The sequence below is a fragment of the uncultured Psychroserpens sp. genome (assembly GCF_947494225.1).
Taxonomy (GTDB): Bacteria; Bacteroidota; Bacteroidia; order Flavobacteriales; family Flavobacteriaceae; genus Psychroserpens.
This window is the reverse complement of the sequence record NZ_CANLUG010000009.1, coordinates 34,982-55,707: the sequence shown is the minus strand read 5'-3', so window position 1 is coordinate 55,707 and position 20,726 is coordinate 34,982. Positions and strand designations below refer to the sequence as shown.

The following is a 20,726-nucleotide window of genomic DNA, read 5'->3' as shown; positions in this document are numbered from 1 at the left end:
TTAAATTAATTTTTCAAAACACAAACTGTTATCCATATTTACATATTGACCATACTTTGGGATAATTGTGTATTTGTTTTTTTTATAAAATTGAACGGCCTCTTTTTGGCGAATACCCGTTTCTAAAACACAAGATGAATAATTGAGTTCTTTAGCCCAATTTTCAAGGTGGTTTAAAATTTTTGTTGCAATGCCTTGGCCTCTTGTTTTTGGCATGGTATACATGCGTTTAATTTCAACACTAGAATCACCAAAACGTTTAAAAGCACCACAACCTACAGGCTCGTCATTTAAATAGGCAACAACAACGTACTCTAAAACAGTAATGCCATTAAACTGGTTATAAAACTCGTGCTCATCGCCATCTGTTATTTTTAGATAAGCATCTAATTCTTTAACCAGACCGCTAAAATCACTATTTTTTGAATCTGTTCTTATGATTTTAATCATAATGGTGCATTTATATTGTCACTCCAAAGATGTACTTAGGTCATTAGATATCGTCAGGAGTGTTCTATTATTAAGACTTGTTCTTTATTAATCTAATTGGTATTTGAAATTTATGCTGAAATAGCTCCCCATTTGTTCTATATGATACATTAAGATCATACGTGTTTTGACCTTTATAATAGTCCTTGCGCGAAAGGATTTTTAAATACATATTACCATTATGACTACTCTTGTCAATGCTCACTCCAACACCAGTTATTGCCAATTTTGACGGGTTAATATTTGTAAGTTTTAATGTGGCATAATTGGTAGATATGTCGTCTGTATTAATAAGGAGTTCATTATTAGGAATCAAAAGTTCTATACTTTGATCACCTTTTTTATAGGAAAATCTTGAGCTTTTGCAGGACATAACAGTTAAGAGGATAACCGTTATTAGAACATTTCTTATGTTTTGAGCTACACTCATATATTCGCTTTTAAGCCAAGTTTTTCTCCTGCTTTGAGCATTAATTCAAATGCCGCATTATAGTCATTAGGAATCTCACCCTCTAGAATGGCCTCTTTAATAACTTCCTTAATTTGACCAATTTCTCGAGATGGTTTAAGATTAAAAGTCTTCATAATTTCTTCTCCTGAAATTGGAGGTTGAAAATTACGCACATGATCCCGTGCTTCTACCTCTTCAATTTTTTGGCGTACAATTTTGAAGTTATTATGATACTTATTAAACTTTTTAGGATTCTTTGTAGTAATGTCTGCTTCGCATAATGTCATTAAGTCTTCAACATAATCTCCAGCATCAAAAACTAAACGCCTCACTGCAGAATCTGTAACAATATCTTGTGCAAGTACAATAGGACGTGAGCTCATAAACACCATTTTTTGAACGAATTTCATTTTATCATTCAATGGCATTTTAAGTCGTTTAAACAAATGATATACCATCTTGGCGCCTTCAAATTCGTGCGCATGAAACGTCCAACCTATTTTTTTACTAAATTTTTTTGTAGGTGCTTTGCCAATATCGTGAAGAAGAGCCGCCCAACGTAACCAGAGATTGTCTGTTGTTTTGGCAATATTATCAACCACTTCTAATGTGTGATAAAAATTATCTTTATGTGTTTGTCCTTCAACTTCATCAATACCTTTTAATGCAGTTAGCTCGGGCATTATGCTTTTTAAGAGTCCTGTTTTTTCTAAATGCAAAAAGCCAATTGAAGGTTTATCACTTTCAAGAATTTTATTGAGTTCAACAACGATACGTTCTTTAGTAATGATGTTAATACGATGATTATGTTCAGAAATGGCTTCTAAAGATTTCGCTTCTATTGTAAAATTAAGTTGCGTAGCAAATCTAATAGCTCGCATCATTCTTAGTGGATCATCACTATACGTAATTGCTGGATCTAAAGGTGTGCGAATGATTTTACCTTTAAGATCTTGAACACCATTAAAAGGATCAAGTAACTCCCCAAAATGTGCTTCAGATAAATTTAAAGCCATAGCATTAATTGTAAAGTCGCGTCTGTTTTGATCGTCTTGAAGGGTTCCGTTCTCAACAATTGGGTTTCTACTATTTTCGGTGTAAGATTCTTTACGAGCACCAACAAATTCGATATCCATACCTTCATAGACAAGCATTGCTGTGCCATAGGTTTTAAATACCTGAACTTTTGGTTGGTTTGGTAAATTTTTTGAAACTTGCTTAGCAAGGGCAATACCACTTCCTATAGCAACAACATCAATATCTTTATGCTTACCCCGATTTAACATGTAGTCACGAACGAAACCACCTATAACATAAGTGTCTAGGCCTAATTCTTTTGCAGATGTTGTGATAACCTCAAAAATGGGATGTTGTAATGCTTGCTTATAATTCATTGTTACAATTGCACGAAACGTACTTACTCTCGTATGATTTTTATACAACCATCACTATCCAATTTAATTATCGAGGATGGCACTGTGTCACTTTTTTCGTCTTGCAAATTTACGACATAGTCAACACCTTTTAAAATCTCTTCACTTATTTCTTTAAATGATGCTGGTGTTGGTTGACCGCTAATATTAGCCGAAGTTGATACGAGTGGTTTTTTTAATAATTTGATGAGTTGTTCACAAAACGAATGCTTTACAACTCTAATAGCTATTGTATTATCTGGTGCTATTAAATTTTCGGCAACTCCCGCAGGATTATCATAAATAATGGTAGTTGGTCTTACTGCCAAATCTAAAATATTGTATGCCAAAGAAGGCACATTGTCTATATGTTTTTCTAGCATTGAATAGTTGTTGACCAGACAAATTAATGCTTTCGAATCTGCACGTTGCTTTAGTTGGTATACTTTTTTTACGGCTTCAAAATTAGTAGCATCACAACCAATACCCCAAACAGTATCTGTTGGGTAAAGAATAAGTTTTCCTTGCTTAAGAGCAGACAAGGCGTTTTCTATTTCAATAGTATTTATGGTCGCCATATGATATTTCAGAAAAGCAAATGTCGAGAATTTTTCTTAGTTTATTTGTTTTGTCGAGACCAACCTGTTCTTGTTTCTAATGAATTGATATAATACAATTCCTCTTCATCTAAGTTATTAGAGTCAATGTACCAAGGCAAATGTCTTGCTTGAAAGGGTTTTTCAGTTCTAAGTGTTAAGGTTCTGTGATCTCTTTGCCCGAGTTTAGAAAACGGACGATATAGGGCAAAAGTAGTATCGATTGCTGCCATATAGACGTTCTCTTCAATGGCGTTTTCGAAAAATTTACTTTCCCATTCAATAACTTTTTCTTTATTATCGTAGTTGTCAGGTAAATCGTTGATTTTCAATGAAAAACCTACTTTGTGAGCCTTAGGATATTTTTTTAGCAACCCGTAGAAATGCTCTAAAAAATTGTCTGGGCATTCCTCAATTGGAACAACATCGGGATCTGTGTATACATAATACGATGTCACAAATTTTAACCACAAACCACTTTTCCAAAACGCTTTTGAACCAAAATTTTTTTCAAGGTAATGTACTTCGTAAGGTGTGCTTTTATAGTATTCGAGGAGCGGCGGATAGGTTGACTTGTTATCTAAAATATGGATGTTTGTGTACCCGCGCTTTTCTAAAGCCTCAATAAGTTTTAAGGTTGTTGTTAATCTGTTATAGTTGTTTATGAAAACAGGAATTTTTTTGAAATCACTTGGCGATTTACCAAATAATAATCTAAATAATTTTGCAAAAACATTCTTGAATTTCCTCATGATATAGGTCTGCTATTTCGCTTTTCTCGCCACAGTTGCATATTGCACAAAAAACATATCTGTCGCTGTAAATAATAAAGGGATGTTGTAAAGATAAGGTTTTATTGATCTTGTTTTATTAATGCCTTTGTGGGTTACGACTTCATAGCCTAAACGCTCATACATGTTCCTAATACTTTTTTTAGTAAACCAGCGTAAATGCGTTTTATCCATAACACCACTTCGTTCGTATTCCCAACTCTTATTAATGACTAACTTTTTTAGGGCACTGTGATACCTCATGTTTGGTATTGAACTTATGATAATACCATTTTCTGTTAACTTAGATTGTATATTTTCTAATACCCATTCCGGATCAACAAGGTGCTCTAAAACATCATTACAATAAATGACATCAAAATGATTATCGGGTAAACTCTCGATGAAGTTCTCACATGGTCCAATAAAAACTTTGTCTAAGACTTTTTCGGCTTGTTTGCCGTGATCTTCCATATATTCAATGCCCCAAGTTTCCGTTTTATATTTTTCCTTTATAAGTGCCGCAAATGCACCTTCACCACAACCTACATCTAAAACAGTTTTGGCATTAGTAGGAAAAAACTCGAGCATTTCCTCTCTTGTGTTTTTATAATATGTATTTGATTTGTTATTATAGTCCATTATATACTTTGTTGATGGTTATAGGTTATTCTTGATTTATTTTTTGTTTTTGTTTTAAAGATTTTGACAAAGGTGCGCCAATTAAAAAGATATAAAACAACTGCCAATATTGAGGTTTGATGATAGAAGTGAAAAAATAACGAATACTGTAATAGATTAGAAGAATTTTATGATGGAGCCAACCAAAGTGTTTTTTTATATAATACAAAAGCGCTATTTTCTGTTCTATTTTAATAGCTATGTTCTTCTTTATACTGGCACTTTTATAATGTATATACTCTAAATCTGGCAACAGATAAGTATACTTTTTTAGTTGCTTTAAAAGCCTTCTACTCACATCGGATTCTTCATAATATAGAAACAAATTAGTGTCAAAACCACCTATATGATCAAAATCACTAGCATCAATGAACATAAAAGATCCTTGTACATAATGCACTTTTGTAGGCTTATCGTATGTTTTTTTTCTGTTGAGATAGGTAGATGGAAATAAAGTTTCAAGTAATGGTCGTCTTAAAATTTCGCGTTGAATAGATGAAAAGTGATCTATGGTTACTCTAAACTTCTTATGCTCATCTAACATTTGAGGAGAACATACAGCCGCATCAGGAGTACGCTCCATGAATTCTTTTAATCGCAGTAAACAATTCTCACTCACTTGCAAGGTGTCATTATTAATAAACGCATAATACTTACAGGTCGAGGCATATTGAACACCTAACATGTTTCCTGCTCCAAATCCTACATTTATTTTACTTCTAACAAGTTTTGCTTGTGCAGCATTTAATTGATCAACGCCAGTTTTTAATGTCTTGTAATCATCAAGTTTTGAGGCATTATCAATAACTATGATTTCATAGCTAATGGTATCTCGCGTATTTTCAATTATAGATTTAATACAATCTATGGTATATTGAGACGTGTTATAATTTATTAGAATACAGCTTACATCAATCATGGTTAATCTAATATTGCTTGCCAATATTTAGCAATGTTTTCAGGTAAATAAAATACAGATTTTTTCTTAGCTTGTTGCGACATTTCCTCATTAAAACGATCAAGTCCGGCAACCTGTTCGAGCATTGGTATTATGTGTCCTTCATTAAAAATATAGCCGATATCTTTGGTGATAATTTCATTTGGACCTGAATGATTAGGAGCAATTGGAATTAAACCCTGAGCCATACTTTCAATAATAATCAAGCCAAATAATTCTTCCCACTTTCTATTTCTTTTAGAATTTAGCAACACATACTCATGAGTGCTCAATAACTTGGCTAAAGCGGTTTTGTTAGATGTATGCTTTATGTAATTGATATTATCATGTTCTTTTGCATGTTCTTCAACCAGTTGTTGCTGAGGTCCTTTTCCAACTATCGTAATTGAACATTTAGGATGATTAGAGAAAAATTGAAGTATCTCATCAATACCCTTTTGAGGCACTAATCGTCCAAGGTAAATAAAACTATGGCGTGTCCTATTAGGTTCAATATCTTGTGTAAAAGCCTTATCTATAGCATGACAAACAACACTTATATTATTATCTTTTATAGTATAGTTTTCTAACAGCTGAGATTTACTTTGTTGGGTTACTGCAAATATGTGCGTTACCTTATCTTCCAGAAAAGATTTCCAAGTTGCAAATACCTTAGGCGAATTGTTCTTGGTTTTAGGATGAAAGTTCTTATCCCAAAACGTCCAAGACGTGTGATAATACACTTGATGCTTATCCAGATAGCCTAATAAACTAACCAATTTAGAATCAAAAGGAGCAATACCTAAAACGATTTTTTTGTCTTTAGAAAATAATAAACCAATCATGAAAGCGGCATTAGTAAGTTGCTTTCTAAAGAGTTTAAAATTAAATTTGGTCAATGATTTTACTAACTTACTCAACACAGAAAACTCGCGGTACTCAAGATGTATATGTTCTTGTTGAAGCAAAAACTGTAAGGCAGTATAGTGACTGTCGGCACCATTTTTATGTAAGATATAGACCGTTTGTTTTGGCATTATAATTTATGATAAGCTTGTTGCAAATGTAGTGGATAATTTTATAATTTTACCCAATGAATAAATATCAGGTTGGAGTTGCATAAATATCGAGAAGAAATAGCTAAAATCATAGCCAATCAAGCCAATGAGAATTCAGCAAAGACCTTACAGTCTGATAGAAATTTAGTGACCAAACATACTTTGGGTGATGGCAGGGAAGTTGTTATTAAGGCGTTTAAAATCCCAAATTTAATCAATAAAATTGCTTATCGCTATTTTAGAAAAAGCAAGGCAAAGCGCTCCTTCGAATACGCCTCTAAACTAAAGGCACTTGGTGTTGGTACACCAGAACCTATTGAGTATATTGAGAATTTTAATTGGTTAGGATTACGAACAAGCTATTATATAAGTTCGTTTGTAGCCTACGATTTGACATATCGAGAATTAACCACAGATTTTGAAATTCCTGATCATGAAGACATTCTAAGAGCGTTTACGAGATTTACGTTTTACTTGCATCAAAAGGATATAAATTTTTTAGATCATTCACCTGGCAACACGCTCATTAATAGGAGAGATGGTAGCTACGATTTTTATTTGGTTGATTTAAATAGGATGGAATTCCAACCTATGAGCTTTGAAACCCGAATTAAAAATTTCGCTAAACTTACGATTCATAAATCTATGATTGAGACTATGAGCGATGAGTATGCGAAATGTTCTGGGGAATCTTACGATACCATTTTTAATTTGATGTGGAACTTCACTCAAGAATTTCAGAATAAATACCATCGTAAAAGACGGCTCAAGAATAAAATTTTATTCTGGCGAAAGAAGAAGTCTTAGGCTTTTTTCTTATAAAGTTCTCTCAACTTAGAATACTTTAAGAATGTAATATTTGCCGTTTGCTTGCAAATGACATAACCATTAAATCCATCTAAAAAACCTAGCCTTAAGATATACGATTTGAAAAATGCCCAACACGGATTTATGATAATTTTCCAAATAGGTGCTTTTTTACCTAAATCATAATAAGATTGGGCTGATATCGTTGAAAAGCGCTCTATTTTTTGGTTAAATTCTGAATAACTCTGGTAAGTGAGATGTAAAATATCCCCTTTTAGCTTTCCTGTTGATGAGGTCGATGTGTGCAACTTAATTTCATCGTGAGGATTTATACCTTTCCACATTCCTTTTCTTCGGTCAAATACACGTAATTTTTTGTTTGGATACCAATCTGAATGCTTAATCCATTGTCCGCAAAAGTTATTAAAACGATTGCAGTAATATCCATCAAATTGCCAATTGGTTTTTAAATGACGAATAGATTCTTGAAGTTGTTCTGAAAGAGATTCATCGCCATCTAAGGAAACAACATGGTTATAAGTTGCTTGTTCTAGGGCGAAATTTTTCTGTTCGATATAGCCTAAGAACTTCTGTTCAATGACTCTAGCGTTATAGCGTTCACAAATCGATTTTGTTTGATCTGTTGAATAAGAATCGACTACTAAAATTTCGTCAACAACATCAATCAGCGAGCGCATACAGTTTTCTATATTCCTCTCTTCGTTGTAAGTTATAATAACTGCCGAAATCTTAATCATAAGTACCTAAAGTATTTGGTAAAAATAACTATTTTTGAAACAATGAAAACCTTTGATGTCTCTATTATCATAAGTACTTATAATAAACCAAATTGGTTGCAAAAAGTGCTGTGGAGTTATAATCAACAAACTATAAATGATTTTGAAGTTGTTATTGCTGATGATGGTTCTACAGAAGAAACCAGAGCTTTAATTAATGACATGAAGACAAAGATGAGTTATCCAATCATACATGTTTGGCAAGAAGATAATGGGTTTCAGAAAACTAAAATTTTAAATAAAGCCACTGTAGCGAGTAGAGGTGATTATTTGATATATACAGATGGCGATTGTCTTGCGCGAGCTGACTTTATTGAAACACATTTAGCACATAGATCTAAAGGCTGTGCGCTGTCTTCAGGTTATTTTAAACTCACCAATAAGGTTTCAAACCTTATTGGTCTAGAAGAAATAAATTCACAGCAATGTTTTGATAAGTCGTGGTTGCTGTCTCATGGCCAGCCAAACTCCTTTAAGATGAACAAACTCACAAGGTCTAAATTTAAAGCAGCGCTTTTAAATTTTATAACACCTACTAAAGCCACCTTTGATGGGATGAATGCATCTGCATGGAAAGTTGATATTTTGACTGTAAATGGTTTTGATGAACGCATGCAATATGGAGGGGAAGATAGAGAATTAGGAGAGCGTTTGATGAATTATGGTATCAAGTTTAAGCAAATTCGTTACAGCGCTATTTGTTTGCATTTGTTTCATGAAAGAGCATATGTTACCTCTGACATGATTAAAAAAAATGATGCTATTCGTAAAACAACCAAACAAAACAAGGTGATTAAAACACCGTTTGGGATAGAATCAGTTAAAACTGTTTAAGGTATTGTTTTAGCTTCGGAATGATATATTCTGGAGGAAAGCTTTTATATAAAGAAAAAACGTTATTCTTAGCTTCTTTTAATGTTTTTCCTTCGTACAGTTCTGGTTTAAAGTCTTTTAAATGCACTGATATATTTGATGTGTCATTTTCAAACATATTCCAAGACTCCTTAGAAATCCATGGTGAAAACACTGTAAACGTCGGAATATTTAAGGCTTTTGCCATATTAATGGCACCTCCTTCATTACCAATGAGTGCAGTACAGTGATGTGTAATGGCTAAAAATTCGCGTAAGCTCTTTCCGAAGACATCAAAAAAGATATGTGTCTTAGTGTTAGCATTACAAAAGTTATAGATGGTTTTGGCTTCGTCAATTTGTTTTGGAATATAATTAAATAAAATCTGCCCACCAGTGTCTTCCACTATCGTATCAATGAGGTCTGCCATATGAGGAAGAGGATAGGTTTTATTTTCTCCGCTCCCTAACACACTAATCATGAATATTGATTTCGTTAGGTCGATATTAGCATTTAATAAAAACTGTTTTGAGGTTTCAATTTCTTTGGGTGTTAAATACACTTTTGGTTTAATGTATTCTGGAATATTTTGGCACAGTGGTTTTAGAAGTTGCAATCGGTGTTCTATGGCAACACTTGCCTTTGTTTTTGGTGTTTTAGGTTCTTTAAACGTGTGCGTGTAAAAGTGACTCGTGTACCATTTTTGCTTCGAAACTTTGATTTTTGCCCCCGAAAACTTGGTCATTAAATTACTCGATAGCTTAGAGTAAACATCCACAACGGCGTCATAGCGCTCCTTTTTTAAGGACTTTAAAAATGAAAGAAACGCCGATTTGCTTTCTTCCATCTCTGGTGTATAGAATAAAAACTTGTCAATAAACGGATTGTTTTCAACTACAGGAAATGTATGAGAATTAATCACATAGTGAAGCTCTGCATCTGGATGTTCGGCTTTTATAGCTTCAAATAAGATGCTTGTTGTGAGTACATCACCAATCATTTTTTGTTGTATGACTAAAATCTTCAAATCGTTTTCTTTTTACTCCTTTTTATAATTGTCAAAATTTATGCCGTTGGTTTTAAAAAATGGGTTCTCAAATTTAAAGGCATTCTTAGTCACTAAACCAATATCTATTTCAACATAGTCACCATGAGTCGCTGTTGCCATTAGATATGATTTTCCATTTATGGTGAGACTCATATTAATGGCGCCAACTTTTACCGTGTAACTAGGCTCGTAAGTCAAAGAAGCTATTTCTTTTTTGAATTGTATAAGTTGTTTCTTGTTTAAAGTAAACACTCCAGAGTTATTAGACATTTCGACGTTTTCAATGGCGTCGATATCTACAAAATCAATAAAGTGCAATTCTTGATTTTTACCGCAAGAAACGGTTACAATACATATTATAAAAAGGATAACTTTATTATTCATTTATGTGCGAATTAAACGGCCACATCATACTCACGAAGGGCATCATTTAATGACGTTTTTTTATTCGTACTTTCTTTTCGTTTTCCAATAATTAAAGCACAAGGGACGTTGTAGTTTCCAGCAGGAAATGTTTTGGTATAACTGCCAGGAATCACAACTGAGCGCTCTGGAACAATACCTTTCATTTCAATTGGTTCTTCACCTGTAACATCAATAATTTTTGTGCTCATTGTCAAGACGACATTAGCTCCTAAAACAGCTTCTTTTTCAATTCTTACGCCTTCCACAACAATACAGCGAGAGCCAATAAAGGCACCATCTTCTATAATAACAGGAGCAGCTTGCAGTGGCTCTAAAACACCACCAATTCCAACGCCACCAGACAAATGAACATTTTTGCCTATTTGAGCGCAGCTACCAACTGTAGCCCAAGTATCTACCATAGTACCTTCATCAACATAAGCACCAATATTTACGTAACTAGGCATTAAAATTGTGCCTGGTGATATATAAGCGCCATGTCTAGCAACAGCATTAGGTACAACCCTTATTCCGCGTTTTTCATAATCGCGTTTAAGCGGTATTTTATCGTGATATTCGAAAATACCTGCTTCTAAGGTTTCCATTTTCTGAATCGGGAAATAAAGAACTACTGCTTTTTTTACCCATTCATTAACTTGCCAACCGTCTGCAGTGGGTTGTGCCACTCTCAACGTACCTTTGTCTAATAGGTCAATCACATGTCTAATACCTTTGATAGTGTTTTCATCTGATAGTAATGAACGATCATCCCAAGCGTTTTCTATAGTTTGTTGTAGTTGTTTCATATCAATTTTTATCTGCTATTTGCACAAAGATAATAGTATAATCTCTTAGAATAACCACTTGATAAATAAAAAAATAAAATATATGTGACCTTTTAAAAAGTGCTGTGTCTTAATTAATGTGAATTATTAATAGTCGGGCATTTTCCCTAAAAAAATATGCTTTGACACTTTAATAATTAATAGCTAATTTTTGTGAAAACTCTCCTTCTCCCTTAGGAGAGTTTTCTATTTTTTTTAGAATCATGTGACCTTTTAGAAAAAGATGTGTCTAAATAATTGGTTTTGAGTTAATAATTACGACAGCCCTATATACCCTTTTTTTATAATAGCATTATTAAACCTTTCTAAGTCCCAAGAAAGGTTTTTTGCTTTTTTTATAATTTAATGTGACTTTTTAAAAATAGGTGTGTCTTAATACTATAACATGAACTGTTTAAGGTAGAGGGTGAATAGTTTCATGGATTTATTAATAGTTGATTATTTTAGAACTCTTCTTTGACCTACAAAGAAGAGTTTTTTTATGGTATTAGAATGGATAAACAGGATTATAAGATTAACTTTGCAACATGGCGAGAATATTAGCTTTAGATTATGGGACCAAGCGAACTGGAGTAGCAGTTACAGATGAGTTGCAAATTATTGCATCTGGTCTTACTACTGTTCCTACTAAGGAATTAATGCCTTTTTTGAAGACATATGTTTCTGAGGAGAATGTAGAACTACTATTAGTAGGAGAGCCTAAGCAAATGAATTATGAAGCATCTGAAAGCGAGGTATCAATTTCAAAGTTTCTAAATGCATTAAAAAAAGAAATACCGCATATTCCTGTTAAGCGCGTAGATGAACGCTTTACTTCAAAGATGGCTTTTCAAACAATGATTGATAGTGGTCTTAAAAAAAAGCAACGTCAAGATAAAACGCTAATAGACGAAATTAGCGCAACAATTATTCTGCAAAGTTATTTATACAATCCTTCTTAAAACCATCTTAAAAGTTCTGAAATAATAATAAGAATTGTATTTTTGCACCCGAAAATTACTATATAATGATATTACCAGTTGTAGCATATGGCGATCCAGTTTTAAGAAAAAAAGCGAAAGCTATTACAAAAGACTATCCCAATCTCGATGCCCTCATTGAGAATATGAAAGAGACAATGTATGGTGCTTATGGGGTTGGATTGGCAGCACCTCAAATTGGTTTACCTGTACGCATTTTTTTGGTAGATACCGAGCCTTTTTCTGAAGACGATGCGTATTCGGAAGAAGAGCAATTACAGCTTAAAAATTTTCAACGCACATTTATCAATGCAGAAATTCTTGAAGAAGAAGGAGATGAATGGGCATTTAATGAAGGCTGTTTGAGTATTCCTGATGTGAGAGAGGATGTCTTTAGAAAACCTAAAGTAACAATTAGATATCAGGACGAAGATTTCAAAGAACATGTTGAAGTTTTTGATGGGTTGATTGCTAGAGTAGTACAACACGAATATGACCATATTGAAGGTATTTTATTTACAGATAAACTATCATCTCTAAAAAAACGTTTGATTAAAGGGAAATTGACAAATATTTCCAAAGGAAAAATAAAAGTAGATTACAGAATGCGTTTTCCGCTAATGAAAAAGAAACGCTAAGACTGAAAAAATTAATATGAGTTTAGATAAAATACTTTCCATTTCAGGAAAACCAGGATTATATAAAATAGTAGCGCAAACACGTAATGGTTTTGTGGCAGAATCTTTAATTGATAAGAAAAAAATGGCAGTGAATATTCATAACAACATTAGTGTGTTAAGTGAAATAGCTGTGTATACATTAACAGAGGAATTACCTTTAAAAGAGGTTTTTAAAAAAATTAGAGATAAAGAAAATGCCCAAACAACGTCTATTAGTCATAAAGATTCTAAAGACACTTTAGAAGAATATTTCTTTGGTGTGCTACCAGATTATGATGAGGATCGTGTTTATGCTAGCGATATCAAAAAAATTGTACAATGGTATAATTTACTTCAGAAACATGATATGCTAGACGCCTTAGAAGAAGGTGATGAAGTTACTGCAGACGAAGAGGAATAGTCGTCGTTAATAGATTGTTCATATTAATATTCATTTAGAATTTCTATCCGATAGAAAGGGTTGTATTTTTGAAGTTTAATTTCAAATAATATGACTGATAAAACGTCGCAGTTAGATGCCTTTGAGCGCCTTCTCGTTATCATGGATGAGTTGCGTGAACAATGCCCTTGGGATAAGAAACAAACAATACAAACACTACGTCACTTAACAATCGAGGAAGTTTACGAATTAGGTGATGCTATTTTAGATAATGATCTCGAGGAAGTTAAAAAAGAACTTGGAGATGTGTTGTTACATATTGTCTTCTATTCGAAAATAGGTAGTGAATCAAATGCTTTTGATATAGCAGATGTTTGCAATAGCATTTGTGATAAACTTATAGATAGGCATCCTCATATCTACGGAAATGTAACTGTTAATGACGAAGAAGACGTTAAGCGCAATTGGGAACAGTTGAAGCTCAAAGAAGGCAAGAAAAGTGTTCTAGAAGGTGTTCCTAAAAGTTTGCCAGCGATGGTCAAAGCGAATCGTATTCAGGATAAGGTTGCAGGAGTTGGTTTTGACTGGGAAGAGCCACATCAAGTTTTTGAAAAGGTGAAAGAAGAATTAGAAGAATTACAAGATGAAGTTCATGCTGGTCATCAAGATAAGATTGAAAGTGAGTTTGGGGATGTACTTTTTTCAATGATAAATTATGCACGCTTTTTAAAGATAGATCCAGAAAGTGCTTTAGAAAGAACAAACAAAAAATTTATAAAGCGTTTTCAATATTTAGAACAAAAATCTAAAGATTTAAATCAACCATTATCTGAGATGACACTAGCACAGATGGATGTTTTTTGGGAAGAGGCAAAAAAAATATAATTTTTTTTAATTGTCGTAATCCAAAACGGTACGAATACTCGTATATAAATCAGATAGGAACTTTTAATAGTTTCTTAATCATAAGTAGGTAATCTTAATGTTGTAGTTAAGCGGACGCGTTAAGATTTAAAATTTAGTTTAGTTAGGGGTAAAATCCTGTCTGTTAGTCAGACAGGATTTTATTATTTATAGACTTACTCAACCAAACAATTATTAAGTTTTATGTCTTTATTAAGATTGATTGGTTTTCGATTTTGTGAAGGATTGTCGTTTATTAAAAAATCTTCAAAATTATATGTTAATCCTCTAATTTGCAGTATTCTCTTTACTATAGATTCTCTGCTTGGAGCATTGAAGAGTCCAGTGTTTCCACGCATAATACTACCTTCTTCAGGCCTCCATGTATTAAATTGATGATATGCTCCACCTTCAAAAGCACCTACGTTTTCGTAACCTGAATGTCCAATAAAATGTTTCCATTTAATGATCTCTAAATTATCGGTGTTATCCATATTGGGATAGTCGGTGTGCGGAGTGCCAGTGACATTGAGGAAATAATATTCATCCCCTAAACCACCAAAAGCATGTCCTACTTCATGTAACATTGTGCCGCGTTCACCATTTCCAAACACGGCGAGGTTACTATAGCGACCAGCTGTGCCGCCATTAACATTGTTTACAGACATTAATATGAGGTCTTTATCTGTTCTATTTCGGTTTTTTACTTTAAAGACATAGTCGTTTACAGATTGCAGGTCTTGTATAATTGGATGTAAAGCATTTGAATATGGAGTTATTGTTGTCAAATGACTATCAAAAGGTGTATCTACTATAAAAGTATTTCCATGAGGAGTGATTTCGGATTCGGCATATATGATATACGCATTAAAATGATTTTTATAAAATTTGAAAGGTTCATGTTGAAATAAAAATTCTATATTTTCTAAGGCATGTTCTCGATACCTGCCTTGATCTTTTTTTAGTTCATTTTTAACATAACCATCTCCCATAAATATGATATTGATACCATGAGTGGCATCGTTTTCAAAAACGATTTCAACCTCGCCATCTCTATAATAGGTGTTGTCATCATTTAGGTTTTCGATGATTGCATCTTTGGAGCAGGAAAAAATGAATAGGAAGAGTATAATAATTAATTTGTAAGATTTTGACATGACACTTTATTTTTTTTGGTTATTCTATTTACAAGTTCTATACTATAGTCTCAATGGCTTTAAAAGGTTGCGTGATGGTCTAGACTATTTTGAAATAGGGAAGAGATCAAAAAATTTGTGTAATTCAAAAATGTAAAGTATATTTGTCATATCGTAAAAATATTTTTACTTAATATAAAATATATTTGTCAATTATGGGTAAAGAAAGAATGATAAATTGTGAACGTAATCAATTTCAAAAGTTGATTAATTTTAGACTACCACATGTTTTTATGACCGTAGGAATTGTTATAGTATTGTTATCTATAACAATTATGTTTGTTAGAGCTTTTGTTTTGGAAGGTGATTTTCTGTGGTTAAAACATCTCTTGCAAAAAACAATGCTAGTAGGTATGTTAATAATGTCTTTGTCTAAAGATAAAGAGGAAGATGAAATGACTATAGTGCTAAGAGCTCAATCTTATGCGATTGCTTTCGTTATTGGTGTTATTTATGCATTGGTTATGCCTTACGTAGAATTTGGCGTGTCTAATGTAATGGATTCTAATGGACAAGCATTTAAGGATTTAGGAGATTTTCAGGTTTTGCTGTTTATGCTTATGATACAGCTCTTATTTTATCATAACTTAAAACGTTATAGATAATGGAAAATACAATTAAAGTAGAACGTGCTATTTTGAGTTTAACGCAAGATGATTTGGCCAAGAAGATAGGAGTGTCGCGTCAAACTATTAACTCTATAGAAGCCAATAGATATGTGCCATCAACAGTTTTAGCATTAAAATTATCTGATGTTTTTGGGAAGCCTGTTAACACATTTTTTAAACTCTCTGATAATGATTAGAATAAGTTTATTTCTTGTCCAGGTTATTGTTATTGTTGTTCTAATAGTGTTATAAACGTTTTCATGCCTTTAGTGGCTGTTTCGGCAATAACAGTAAGTCGCGATTGGCTGTCAATAGATGGTTTAGGATCTATAAAGTATATAGGTGTTTTAGGTGGAGCATAATGCATTAAACCTGCTGCAGGGTAAACTTGCATTGACGTGCCAATAATTAATAAGATATCTGCTGTTCCACATATCTCTGCCGCATTTTCAATCATTGGTACATCTTCACCAAACCAAACAATATGTGGTCTTAGTTGATGACCGTTTTCACAGAGATCGCCCAATATTAAATCTGTGTTCCATGATTTTATACTGTTGTTGTGTTTTGAACTACGAACTTTCAATAATTCGCCATGAAGATGAATAACATTATTGCTTCCTGCGCGTTCGTGTAAATCATCAACATTTTGAGTAATAACACTTACCTTATACTTTCCTTCTAGTCCTGCCAAATCATAATGAGCACTATTAGGCTTTACATCATGTAATTGCCTACGACGTTGGTTATAAAATTCTAAAACAAGTTTCGGGTTTTTTGCAAAACCTTCAGGTGTAGCCACCTCCATAACATCATGACCTTCCCATAATCCATCGGCATCTCTAAAGGTTTTAATACCGCTTTCGGCACTTATTCCTGCGCCTGTTAAAACGACTAAATGTTTCATTTCGAATTATTTTTTTTCTTTTTTCTTCTTCCAGGTTTTAAAATCTTTGGATTTAGAAAATGCTTCAAGAATATTTTCCCCGTATTCGTCATCTTCTACAATGTATTCTATGAGTGATGATTTTTCATAACCCTCATCTACTAAGAAATCTAAATATTCAACGGCTTCTGGATAGTTGTTCATCAGGACTAGCGTATTGAGATAACCAGCTTGTCCTTCAAAAAAATCTGGATAATTTTCAGATGTATATTTAAAAAAATTGAGCGCTAAATCATAGTTTTGATCTTCAAAAGCAACACAGGCTTTAATATAGTTTAAAAAATCATCCTCTGTTTCATTTTGCAACTGATTAATAACTTGAATGGCTTCAAAATATTCTTCTTTGTAAATGTGATAGTCAATCTTGTTTAAAGCAATTGTTGGGTCGTCACGATGCACGTTAATTAATTCTTCTAAAGACTTTAAATATTTCTCCTCATCAATATGGCTGGCGATTAAAGCCTTGAAAATAAGAAGGAATTTCTCTTTAGCCATATCAGATTTTAGTCCGTCCATAATCTCATATGCCTTAACATAATTACCTTTATTGTTAAATAATAAGGCTCTAAACAATTCTTTAGATTCTTTATTTTCAGAAGATTCTAAAAGCCCAAATAATTTTTTTTCGGGCATTGTAATTGTCATCATTCTACCTAGTGTTTCAGTAAAATGCTCTCCAGACAAATAGACGTACATGTCAGAAAATTGTATTTCGTCACCTTCTTTATAGATTCTATAATCGTGATAATTCATGCCAGTTTCAGCAGAATACATTCTAAACAAGGCGTAATACGTCTGTGATGATAAATCGTAACGATAACTAATAAAATCATAATATGACCCATTTTCTACTTCGGAGATAATTTCATTTGGAAACGAGGTCATAGCCTGCTTCATACCTAGTACAAGACCTTTTACAAAACTATCATTTCGATCTAGCGACGGACTGGACCTCAAAATGCGCTCAAAAAAAGTATCATCATTAAGTTTTAGAATAAAGGCATCTGGATCATTATTATGAATTGTAGATGAAATGTACTCTCCAAATTCTAAAACTTTTTGCGTGTTTTCGGCACTATATGCAACCGTATCAGTGCGTACTTCTTTGGCTTCATTTTGTGCATTAGAATTTAAATAACTAAATAATGTAACTGAAATAAATAGTAATCGTTTTTTTAATCCCATTGAGTTTTTATATTTTCATAAATATAAATCATTTTTGATGATAGACGTAAAACTTTTGCAACATCTTGAAACTTACTTAACAGAGCAACGAAAATCAACGTTTCTTAGAGTGCTGTCTCAACGTACGAAGCATTTTACTGTAGCTACAGAAGATGTTTATCAATTGCATAATACTAGTGCTGTAATTAGGAGTTGTGACGTTTTTGGAGTGCAGGAAGTGAATATTATAGAGGAACAAAACACAAAACGAATTGATAGAGAAATTGCTATGGGCGCTCAAAAATGGGTAGATTTAAATCGTTATCATTCTGTAAAAGAAGCCATTCAGGATTTAAAGGCAAAAGGCTATCAGATTGTGGCAACAACACCACATGAGAATGATAGTTTACTTGAAGATTTTGATGTCCGTAAGAAATCATGTTTTTTCTTTGGAAGAGAAATGAGTGGGCTTTCGCAAGAGGTTATTGATGCGGCCGATTGTTTTTTAAAAATACCAATGGTTGGGTTTACAGAGAGTTTAAATATATCTGTATCTGCTGCTATTATTCTTCAAGATGTGACTACAAGATTAAAACGAACAGAGGTAGCATGGCAGCTTTCTGAGACAGAACAATTAGAAAAACGCTTAGATTGGTGTAAAAAAACCATTAAAAGCTATAAGCAAATTATTGAGCGTTTTTATCAAACCCAATAATTTATTAACTTTAAGGAAACAAACTTATTAATTCAAGATGAAGTTAAATCCCTATTTAACCTTTAATGGTTAATGTAAAAAGCCTTTTGAAGAGGTGTTTTGGGGTGCAAATTTGGAATGTTAACCGATAAATTTGGTGTACGTTGATGGTAAGTGAACCACATTAACAATAAATTTTAATATTATGATAGTTCTTTACATTTTAGGAGGAATATTACTTCTCTTTATATTATTGGCATTAATCGCCCCAAAGCGCTATACAGTGAATAGAAGTACGGTTATTGATAAACCATTGCCAGAGGTGTTTAATTATTTAAAACATATTAAAAATCAAGACCATTGGTCACCATGGAAAAAGAAAGATCCAAATATGAAACAAGAGTTTGTTGGTACCGACGGACAAGTTGGTTTTATTGCTAAATGGGATGGTAATAAAGAAGTTGGACTTGGAGAACAGGAGATCATGAATATTGTAGAAAATGATAGAGTAGAAGCAAGACTTCGCTTTTTTAAACCATGGAAATCTGAATCTGATGCTGTTACTAAAGTTGAAGATCTGGGCGATGGAAAGACAAAAGTAACTTGGGGTTTTTCGGGTGTTAATAAAGTACCTGCAAATATCTTTATGATGATGTATAATGTTGATAAACATGTAGGTAAAGATTTTGAAGAAGGTTTAGCTAGTTTAAAAGATATATTAGAAGCGTAGTAATTATGGAAAATAATATGGTAGGATGGTTTGAAATTCCTGTGCATGACATGGATAGAGCCAAGTTGTTTTATGAATCGGTTTTTAAAGTAGATATCGCCATTCACGATTTTGGAGGTATGCTTATGGGTTGGTTTCCTTTTGATGAGAAAAAGCCTGGAGCAACAGGAACATTAATAAAGCAGGAGAGCTATGTCCCTAGTCAGGAAGGTACTTTGGTATATTTTATGAGTAAGGATGTGCAGCAAGAATTAGATAGAATAGAAGCTGCAGGTGGTATTATATATCAGCCTAAAACTGAAATTTCTCCCGAACATGGATATATGGCTGTTTTTATTGACACAGAAGGTAATAGAGTGGCGTTGCACTCTCAAAAGTAGTCTTTAAAATCGTCCCGACTTATTTCTGTTTAGTATCTTATATTCTTCATAACATTCGCTAATGGCATCTAGAATTTGAAGGTCATTGGCAGATTGAATGAAGTCTTTTGAGTAGTTACACTGGTTAACAATTTCATCGAGATCAAAACGATCTACCTGTAATAAAACCATGAGCATTTCTCTATCAAAACGAGAAGCAAGAAGGTTTCTTATTTCATCGTCTTTTTTCATTTTTTTTAGCCTTCGTAATTCACGAGGCTTTTTTCCGAACATGTTGTGCAAAAAATCGGCAGGATTAAAAATAGCTCCTAAAACTTTACTAACTGCATTAGGCCTGTTATTTCCAGCTTCATAGCCTTTATTTGATAATCCTGAAATACTGTATCTGTAATTAGATTTGATAGGTACTTGCTTAACATCTATCTCTAAATATCCTGTGAGCTTAAGTTGATTAACCACAACTTCCTCTAAAGCAAGTGCTAATTCTGTCATACCTATTTTAGTCTCTCCAAATTTTAACCAATCGTTGGTTACTCTCACTTTGATCGATTTGTATCCTAGATAAGACAAGTGAAGTGTATCATTTAACTGAGCTTTGATTTCAAAATTACCACTATCGTCAGTTGAGGTACCTATAACCTGATTAAGGTTTACGATGTTTACACGACTTATGGGTTTATCTGTACTTAAATCAATGATCGTACCTTTCACACTAGTCGCAACTTTCACACTAGTAGAATCTTGACGTGTGGAGTCTTTAGGTTTAGTGTTCTCATTTGTAGTGTCTTGGGAGAATCCAATACTCGTCACAAAAACAAATAATAAGAAGGTAAATAAATATTTCATATACACTATTATGTGTTAAAAGTAGTAAACAAATTGCATACCACTATAGCAATAGACGTAAATTTGACTTAATATTAACAAGATGGTTTAAAA

General features: G+C 33.1%; 27 protein-coding genes. 11 read left to right on the top strand and 16 right to left on the bottom strand.

Features of this window, described 5'->3' with window-relative positions; translation table 11 throughout:
- The 8 genes from Q0893_RS17545 to Q0893_RS17510 form a co-directional block, all read right to left on the bottom strand.
- Complete coding sequence (locus Q0893_RS17545) at positions 1-450, bottom strand: GNAT family N-acetyltransferase (protein WP_299278152.1); 450 nt, start codon at positions 448-450, stop codon at positions 1-3.
- A 70-nt stretch (positions 451-520) separates the two neighbouring features.
- Complete coding sequence (locus Q0893_RS17540; RefSeq protein WP_298904240.1) at positions 521-919, bottom strand: hypothetical protein; 399 nt, start codon at positions 917-919, stop codon at positions 521-523.
- Positions 916-2,334 carry an HD domain-containing protein gene (locus Q0893_RS17535; protein WP_299278149.1) on the bottom strand — a complete coding sequence of 473 codons (1,419 nt, stop codon included), beginning with the start codon at positions 2,332-2,334 and terminating at the stop codon, positions 916-918. The genes Q0893_RS17540 and Q0893_RS17535 overlap by 4 nt, the downstream gene beginning before the upstream one ends.
- A 23-nt stretch (positions 2,335-2,357) precedes the next feature.
- Positions 2,358-2,930, bottom strand: coding sequence for an L-threonylcarbamoyladenylate synthase (locus Q0893_RS17530; protein WP_298904244.1), 573 nt, complete (start codon positions 2,928-2,930; stop codon positions 2,358-2,360).
- 41 nt (positions 2,931-2,971) lie between these two features.
- Positions 2,972-3,700: a glycosyltransferase family 2 protein gene (locus Q0893_RS17525; RefSeq protein WP_298904246.1), complete on the bottom strand. Its 729-nt coding sequence runs from the start codon at positions 3,698-3,700 to the stop codon at positions 2,972-2,974.
- A 12-nt stretch (positions 3,701-3,712) separates the two neighbouring features.
- Positions 3,713-4,360 carry a class I SAM-dependent methyltransferase gene (locus Q0893_RS17520; RefSeq protein WP_298904248.1) on the bottom strand — a complete coding sequence of 216 codons (648 nt, stop codon included), beginning with the start codon at positions 4,358-4,360 and terminating at the stop codon, positions 3,713-3,715.
- Positions 4,361-4,385: 25 nt separating this feature from the next.
- Positions 4,386-5,342 carry a glycosyltransferase family 2 protein gene (locus tag Q0893_RS17515; RefSeq protein ID WP_299278143.1) on the bottom strand — a complete coding sequence of 319 codons (957 nt, stop codon included), beginning with the start codon at positions 5,340-5,342 and terminating at the stop codon, positions 4,386-4,388.
- Positions 5,321-6,373 carry a glycosyltransferase gene (locus tag Q0893_RS17510; protein ID WP_299278140.1) on the bottom strand — a complete coding sequence of 351 codons (1,053 nt, stop codon included), beginning with the start codon at positions 6,371-6,373 and terminating at the stop codon, positions 5,321-5,323. Before Q0893_RS17510 ends, Q0893_RS17515 begins: the two co-directional genes overlap by 22 nt.
- 78 nt (positions 6,374-6,451) lie before the next feature.
- Here Q0893_RS17510 and Q0893_RS17505 point away from each other — a divergent pair, with 78 nt between their 5' ends.
- The gene (locus Q0893_RS17505) at positions 6,452-7,201 is read left to right on the top strand and encodes a Kdo domain containing protein (RefSeq protein ID WP_298904254.1); all 750 of its coding nucleotides are present in this window, start codon (positions 6,452-6,454) and stop codon (positions 7,199-7,201) included.
- On the opposite strand, the gene Q0893_RS17500 is transcribed toward Q0893_RS17505, so the two are convergent.
- Complete coding sequence (locus tag Q0893_RS17500; protein ID WP_299278137.1) at positions 7,198-7,959, bottom strand: glycosyltransferase family 2 protein; 762 nt, start codon at positions 7,957-7,959, stop codon at positions 7,198-7,200. The genes Q0893_RS17505 and Q0893_RS17500 overlap by 4 nt on opposite strands.
- Before the next feature lie 42 nt (positions 7,960-8,001).
- Between Q0893_RS17500 and Q0893_RS17495 the strand changes: the two genes are divergently transcribed.
- On the top strand, positions 8,002-8,832 hold the full coding sequence (locus Q0893_RS17495; protein ID WP_298904258.1) for a glycosyltransferase family 2 protein: 831 nt from the start codon (positions 8,002-8,004) through the stop codon (positions 8,830-8,832).
- Here the strand turns inward: Q0893_RS17495 and Q0893_RS17490 are convergent.
- The 3 genes from Q0893_RS17490 to Q0893_RS17480 are packed head-to-tail and all read right to left on the bottom strand — an operon-like array spanning position 8,819 to position 11,109.
- The gene (locus tag Q0893_RS17490) at positions 8,819-9,877 is read right to left on the bottom strand and encodes a glycosyltransferase family 9 protein (protein WP_298904260.1); all 1,059 of its coding nucleotides are present in this window, start codon (positions 9,875-9,877) and stop codon (positions 8,819-8,821) included. The two genes, Q0893_RS17495 and Q0893_RS17490, sit on opposite strands and share 14 nt — an antisense overlap.
- 12 nt (positions 9,878-9,889) lie before the next feature.
- Positions 9,890-10,282, bottom strand: coding sequence for a hypothetical protein (locus tag Q0893_RS17485; protein ID WP_298904262.1), 393 nt, complete (start codon positions 10,280-10,282; stop codon positions 9,890-9,892).
- An 11-nt stretch (positions 10,283-10,293) separates the two neighbouring features.
- Positions 10,294-11,109, bottom strand: a complete 816-nt coding sequence (locus Q0893_RS17480) for a 2,3,4,5-tetrahydropyridine-2,6-dicarboxylate N-succinyltransferase (RefSeq protein WP_299278131.1) — start codon at positions 11,107-11,109, stop codon at positions 10,294-10,296.
- A gap of 566 nt (positions 11,110-11,675) precedes the next feature.
- Between Q0893_RS17480 and ruvX the strand changes: the two genes are divergently transcribed.
- From ruvX to mazG, 4 genes are all read left to right on the top strand, one after another.
- The gene (gene ruvX, locus Q0893_RS17475) at positions 11,676-12,089 is read left to right on the top strand and encodes a Holliday junction resolvase RuvX (RefSeq protein ID WP_299278127.1); all 414 of its coding nucleotides are present in this window, start codon (positions 11,676-11,678) and stop codon (positions 12,087-12,089) included.
- Positions 12,090-12,154: 65 nt separating this feature from the next.
- Positions 12,155-12,745, top strand: a complete 591-nt coding sequence (def, locus tag Q0893_RS17470) for a peptide deformylase (RefSeq protein ID WP_299278124.1) — start codon at positions 12,155-12,157, stop codon at positions 12,743-12,745.
- 16 nt (positions 12,746-12,761) lie between these two features.
- Positions 12,762-13,187 (top strand): DUF5606 domain-containing protein, encoded by a 426-nt coding sequence (locus Q0893_RS17465; protein WP_298904270.1) that lies wholly within the window; start codon positions 12,762-12,764, stop codon positions 13,185-13,187.
- A gap of 90 nt (positions 13,188-13,277) precedes the next feature.
- Positions 13,278-14,051 carry a nucleoside triphosphate pyrophosphohydrolase gene (mazG, locus tag Q0893_RS17460; RefSeq protein ID WP_298904272.1) on the top strand — a complete coding sequence of 258 codons (774 nt, stop codon included), beginning with the start codon at positions 13,278-13,280 and terminating at the stop codon, positions 14,049-14,051.
- Between the two features lie 194 nt (positions 14,052-14,245).
- Here mazG and Q0893_RS17455 read toward each other — a convergent pair whose 3' ends face one another.
- Positions 14,246-15,226 (bottom strand): M64 family metallopeptidase, encoded by a 981-nt coding sequence (locus Q0893_RS17455; RefSeq protein WP_298904274.1) that lies wholly within the window; start codon positions 15,224-15,226, stop codon positions 14,246-14,248.
- A gap of 194 nt (positions 15,227-15,420) precedes the next feature.
- On the opposite strand from Q0893_RS17455, the gene Q0893_RS17450 reads away from it, so the two are divergent.
- Both Q0893_RS17450 and Q0893_RS17445 read left to right on the top strand, forming a co-directional pair.
- The gene (locus Q0893_RS17450; RefSeq protein ID WP_298904276.1) at positions 15,421-15,870 is read left to right on the top strand and encodes a hypothetical protein; all 450 of its coding nucleotides are present in this window, start codon (positions 15,421-15,423) and stop codon (positions 15,868-15,870) included.
- Positions 15,870-16,070, top strand: a complete 201-nt coding sequence (locus Q0893_RS17445) for a helix-turn-helix transcriptional regulator (RefSeq protein ID WP_298904278.1) — start codon at positions 15,870-15,872, stop codon at positions 16,068-16,070. The genes Q0893_RS17450 and Q0893_RS17445 overlap by 1 nt, the downstream gene beginning before the upstream one ends.
- A gap of 29 nt (positions 16,071-16,099) precedes the next feature.
- Here the strand turns inward: Q0893_RS17445 and Q0893_RS17440 are convergent, their stop codons facing one another.
- Complete coding sequence (locus tag Q0893_RS17440) at positions 16,100-16,780, bottom strand: NAD-dependent deacylase (protein ID WP_299278117.1); 681 nt, start codon at positions 16,778-16,780, stop codon at positions 16,100-16,102.
- 6 nt (positions 16,781-16,786) lie between these two features.
- Positions 16,787-18,004, bottom strand: a complete 1,218-nt coding sequence (locus tag Q0893_RS17435) for a hypothetical protein (RefSeq protein ID WP_299278112.1) — start codon at positions 18,002-18,004, stop codon at positions 16,787-16,789.
- 37 nt (positions 18,005-18,041) lie between these two features.
- On the opposite strand from Q0893_RS17435, the gene Q0893_RS17430 reads away from it, so the two are divergent.
- The 3 genes from Q0893_RS17430 (at position 18,042) to Q0893_RS17420 (ending at position 19,787) form a co-directional block, all read left to right on the top strand.
- Positions 18,042-18,698 (top strand): RNA methyltransferase, encoded by a 657-nt coding sequence (locus Q0893_RS17430; protein ID WP_298904282.1) that lies wholly within the window; start codon positions 18,042-18,044, stop codon positions 18,696-18,698.
- A 184-nt stretch (positions 18,699-18,882) separates the two neighbouring features.
- Positions 18,883-19,407 carry an SRPBCC family protein gene (locus tag Q0893_RS17425; protein WP_298904284.1) on the top strand — a complete coding sequence of 175 codons (525 nt, stop codon included), beginning with the start codon at positions 18,883-18,885 and terminating at the stop codon, positions 19,405-19,407.
- A 5-nt stretch (positions 19,408-19,412) separates the two neighbouring features.
- Positions 19,413-19,787: a VOC family protein gene (locus Q0893_RS17420; protein WP_299278107.1), complete on the top strand. Its 375-nt coding sequence runs from the start codon at positions 19,413-19,415 to the stop codon at positions 19,785-19,787.
- 3 nt (positions 19,788-19,790) lie between these two features.
- Here Q0893_RS17420 and Q0893_RS17415 read toward each other — a convergent pair whose 3' ends face one another.
- Positions 19,791-20,633, bottom strand: a complete 843-nt coding sequence (locus Q0893_RS17415; protein ID WP_298904288.1) for a carboxypeptidase-like regulatory domain-containing protein — start codon at positions 20,631-20,633, stop codon at positions 19,791-19,793.
- Between the last annotated feature and the right edge of the window lie 93 nt (positions 20,634-20,726).

Excerpts from the sequence above, each read along its gene's own strand:
- Q0893_RS17545 (WP_299278152.1), bottom strand. The coding sequence starts at position 450 with ATGATTAAAATCATAAGAACAGATTCAAAAAATAGTGATTTTAGCGGT.
- Q0893_RS17540 (WP_298904240.1), bottom strand. The coding sequence starts at position 919 with ATGAGTGTAGCTCAAAACATAAGAAATGTTCTAATAACGGTTATCCTC.
- Q0893_RS17535 (WP_299278149.1), bottom strand. The coding sequence starts at position 2,334 with ATGAATTATAAGCAAGCATTACAACATCCCATTTTTGAGGTTATCACA.
- Q0893_RS17530 (WP_298904244.1), bottom strand. The coding sequence starts at position 2,930 with ATGGCGACCATAAATACTATTGAAATAGAAAACGCCTTGTCTGCTCTT.
- Q0893_RS17525 (WP_298904246.1), bottom strand. The coding sequence starts at position 3,700 with ATGAGGAAATTCAAGAATGTTTTTGCAAAATTATTTAGATTATTATTT.
- Q0893_RS17520 (WP_298904248.1), bottom strand. The coding sequence starts at position 4,360 with ATGGACTATAATAACAAATCAAATACATATTATAAAAACACAAGAGAG.
- Q0893_RS17510 (WP_299278140.1), bottom strand. The coding sequence starts at position 6,373 with ATGCCAAAACAAACGGTCTATATCTTACATAAAAATGGTGCCGACAGT.
- Q0893_RS17500 (WP_299278137.1), bottom strand. The coding sequence starts at position 7,959 with ATGATTAAGATTTCGGCAGTTATTATAACTTACAACGAAGAGAGGAAT.
- Q0893_RS17495 (WP_298904258.1), top strand. The coding sequence starts at position 8,002 with ATGAAAACCTTTGATGTCTCTATTATCATAAGTACTTATAATAAACCA.
- Q0893_RS17485 (WP_298904262.1), bottom strand. The coding sequence starts at position 10,282 with ATGAATAATAAAGTTATCCTTTTTATAATATGTATTGTAACCGTTTCT.
- Q0893_RS17480 (WP_299278131.1), bottom strand. The coding sequence starts at position 11,109 with ATGAAACAACTACAACAAACTATAGAAAACGCTTGGGATGATCGTTCA.
- ruvX (WP_299278127.1), top strand. The coding sequence starts at position 11,676 with ATGGCGAGAATATTAGCTTTAGATTATGGGACCAAGCGAACTGGAGTA.
- def (WP_299278124.1), top strand. The coding sequence starts at position 12,155 with ATGATATTACCAGTTGTAGCATATGGCGATCCAGTTTTAAGAAAAAAA.
- Q0893_RS17465 (WP_298904270.1), top strand. The coding sequence starts at position 12,762 with ATGAGTTTAGATAAAATACTTTCCATTTCAGGAAAACCAGGATTATAT.
- mazG (WP_298904272.1), top strand. The coding sequence starts at position 13,278 with ATGACTGATAAAACGTCGCAGTTAGATGCCTTTGAGCGCCTTCTCGTT.
- Q0893_RS17455 (WP_298904274.1), bottom strand. The coding sequence starts at position 15,226 with ATGTCAAAATCTTACAAATTAATTATTATACTCTTCCTATTCATTTTT.
- Q0893_RS17450 (WP_298904276.1), top strand. The coding sequence starts at position 15,421 with ATGGGTAAAGAAAGAATGATAAATTGTGAACGTAATCAATTTCAAAAG.
- Q0893_RS17445 (WP_298904278.1), top strand. The coding sequence starts at position 15,870 with ATGGAAAATACAATTAAAGTAGAACGTGCTATTTTGAGTTTAACGCAA.
- Q0893_RS17440 (WP_299278117.1), bottom strand. The coding sequence starts at position 16,780 with ATGAAACATTTAGTCGTTTTAACAGGCGCAGGAATAAGTGCCGAAAGC.
- Q0893_RS17435 (WP_299278112.1), bottom strand. The coding sequence starts at position 18,004 with ATGGGATTAAAAAAACGATTACTATTTATTTCAGTTACATTATTTAGT.
- Q0893_RS17430 (WP_298904282.1), top strand. The coding sequence starts at position 18,042 with ATGATAGACGTAAAACTTTTGCAACATCTTGAAACTTACTTAACAGAG.
- Q0893_RS17425 (WP_298904284.1), top strand. The coding sequence starts at position 18,883 with ATGATAGTTCTTTACATTTTAGGAGGAATATTACTTCTCTTTATATTA.
- Q0893_RS17420 (WP_299278107.1), top strand. The coding sequence starts at position 19,413 with ATGGAAAATAATATGGTAGGATGGTTTGAAATTCCTGTGCATGACATG.
- Q0893_RS17415 (WP_298904288.1), bottom strand. The coding sequence starts at position 20,633 with ATGAAATATTTATTTACCTTCTTATTATTTGTTTTTGTGACGAGTATT.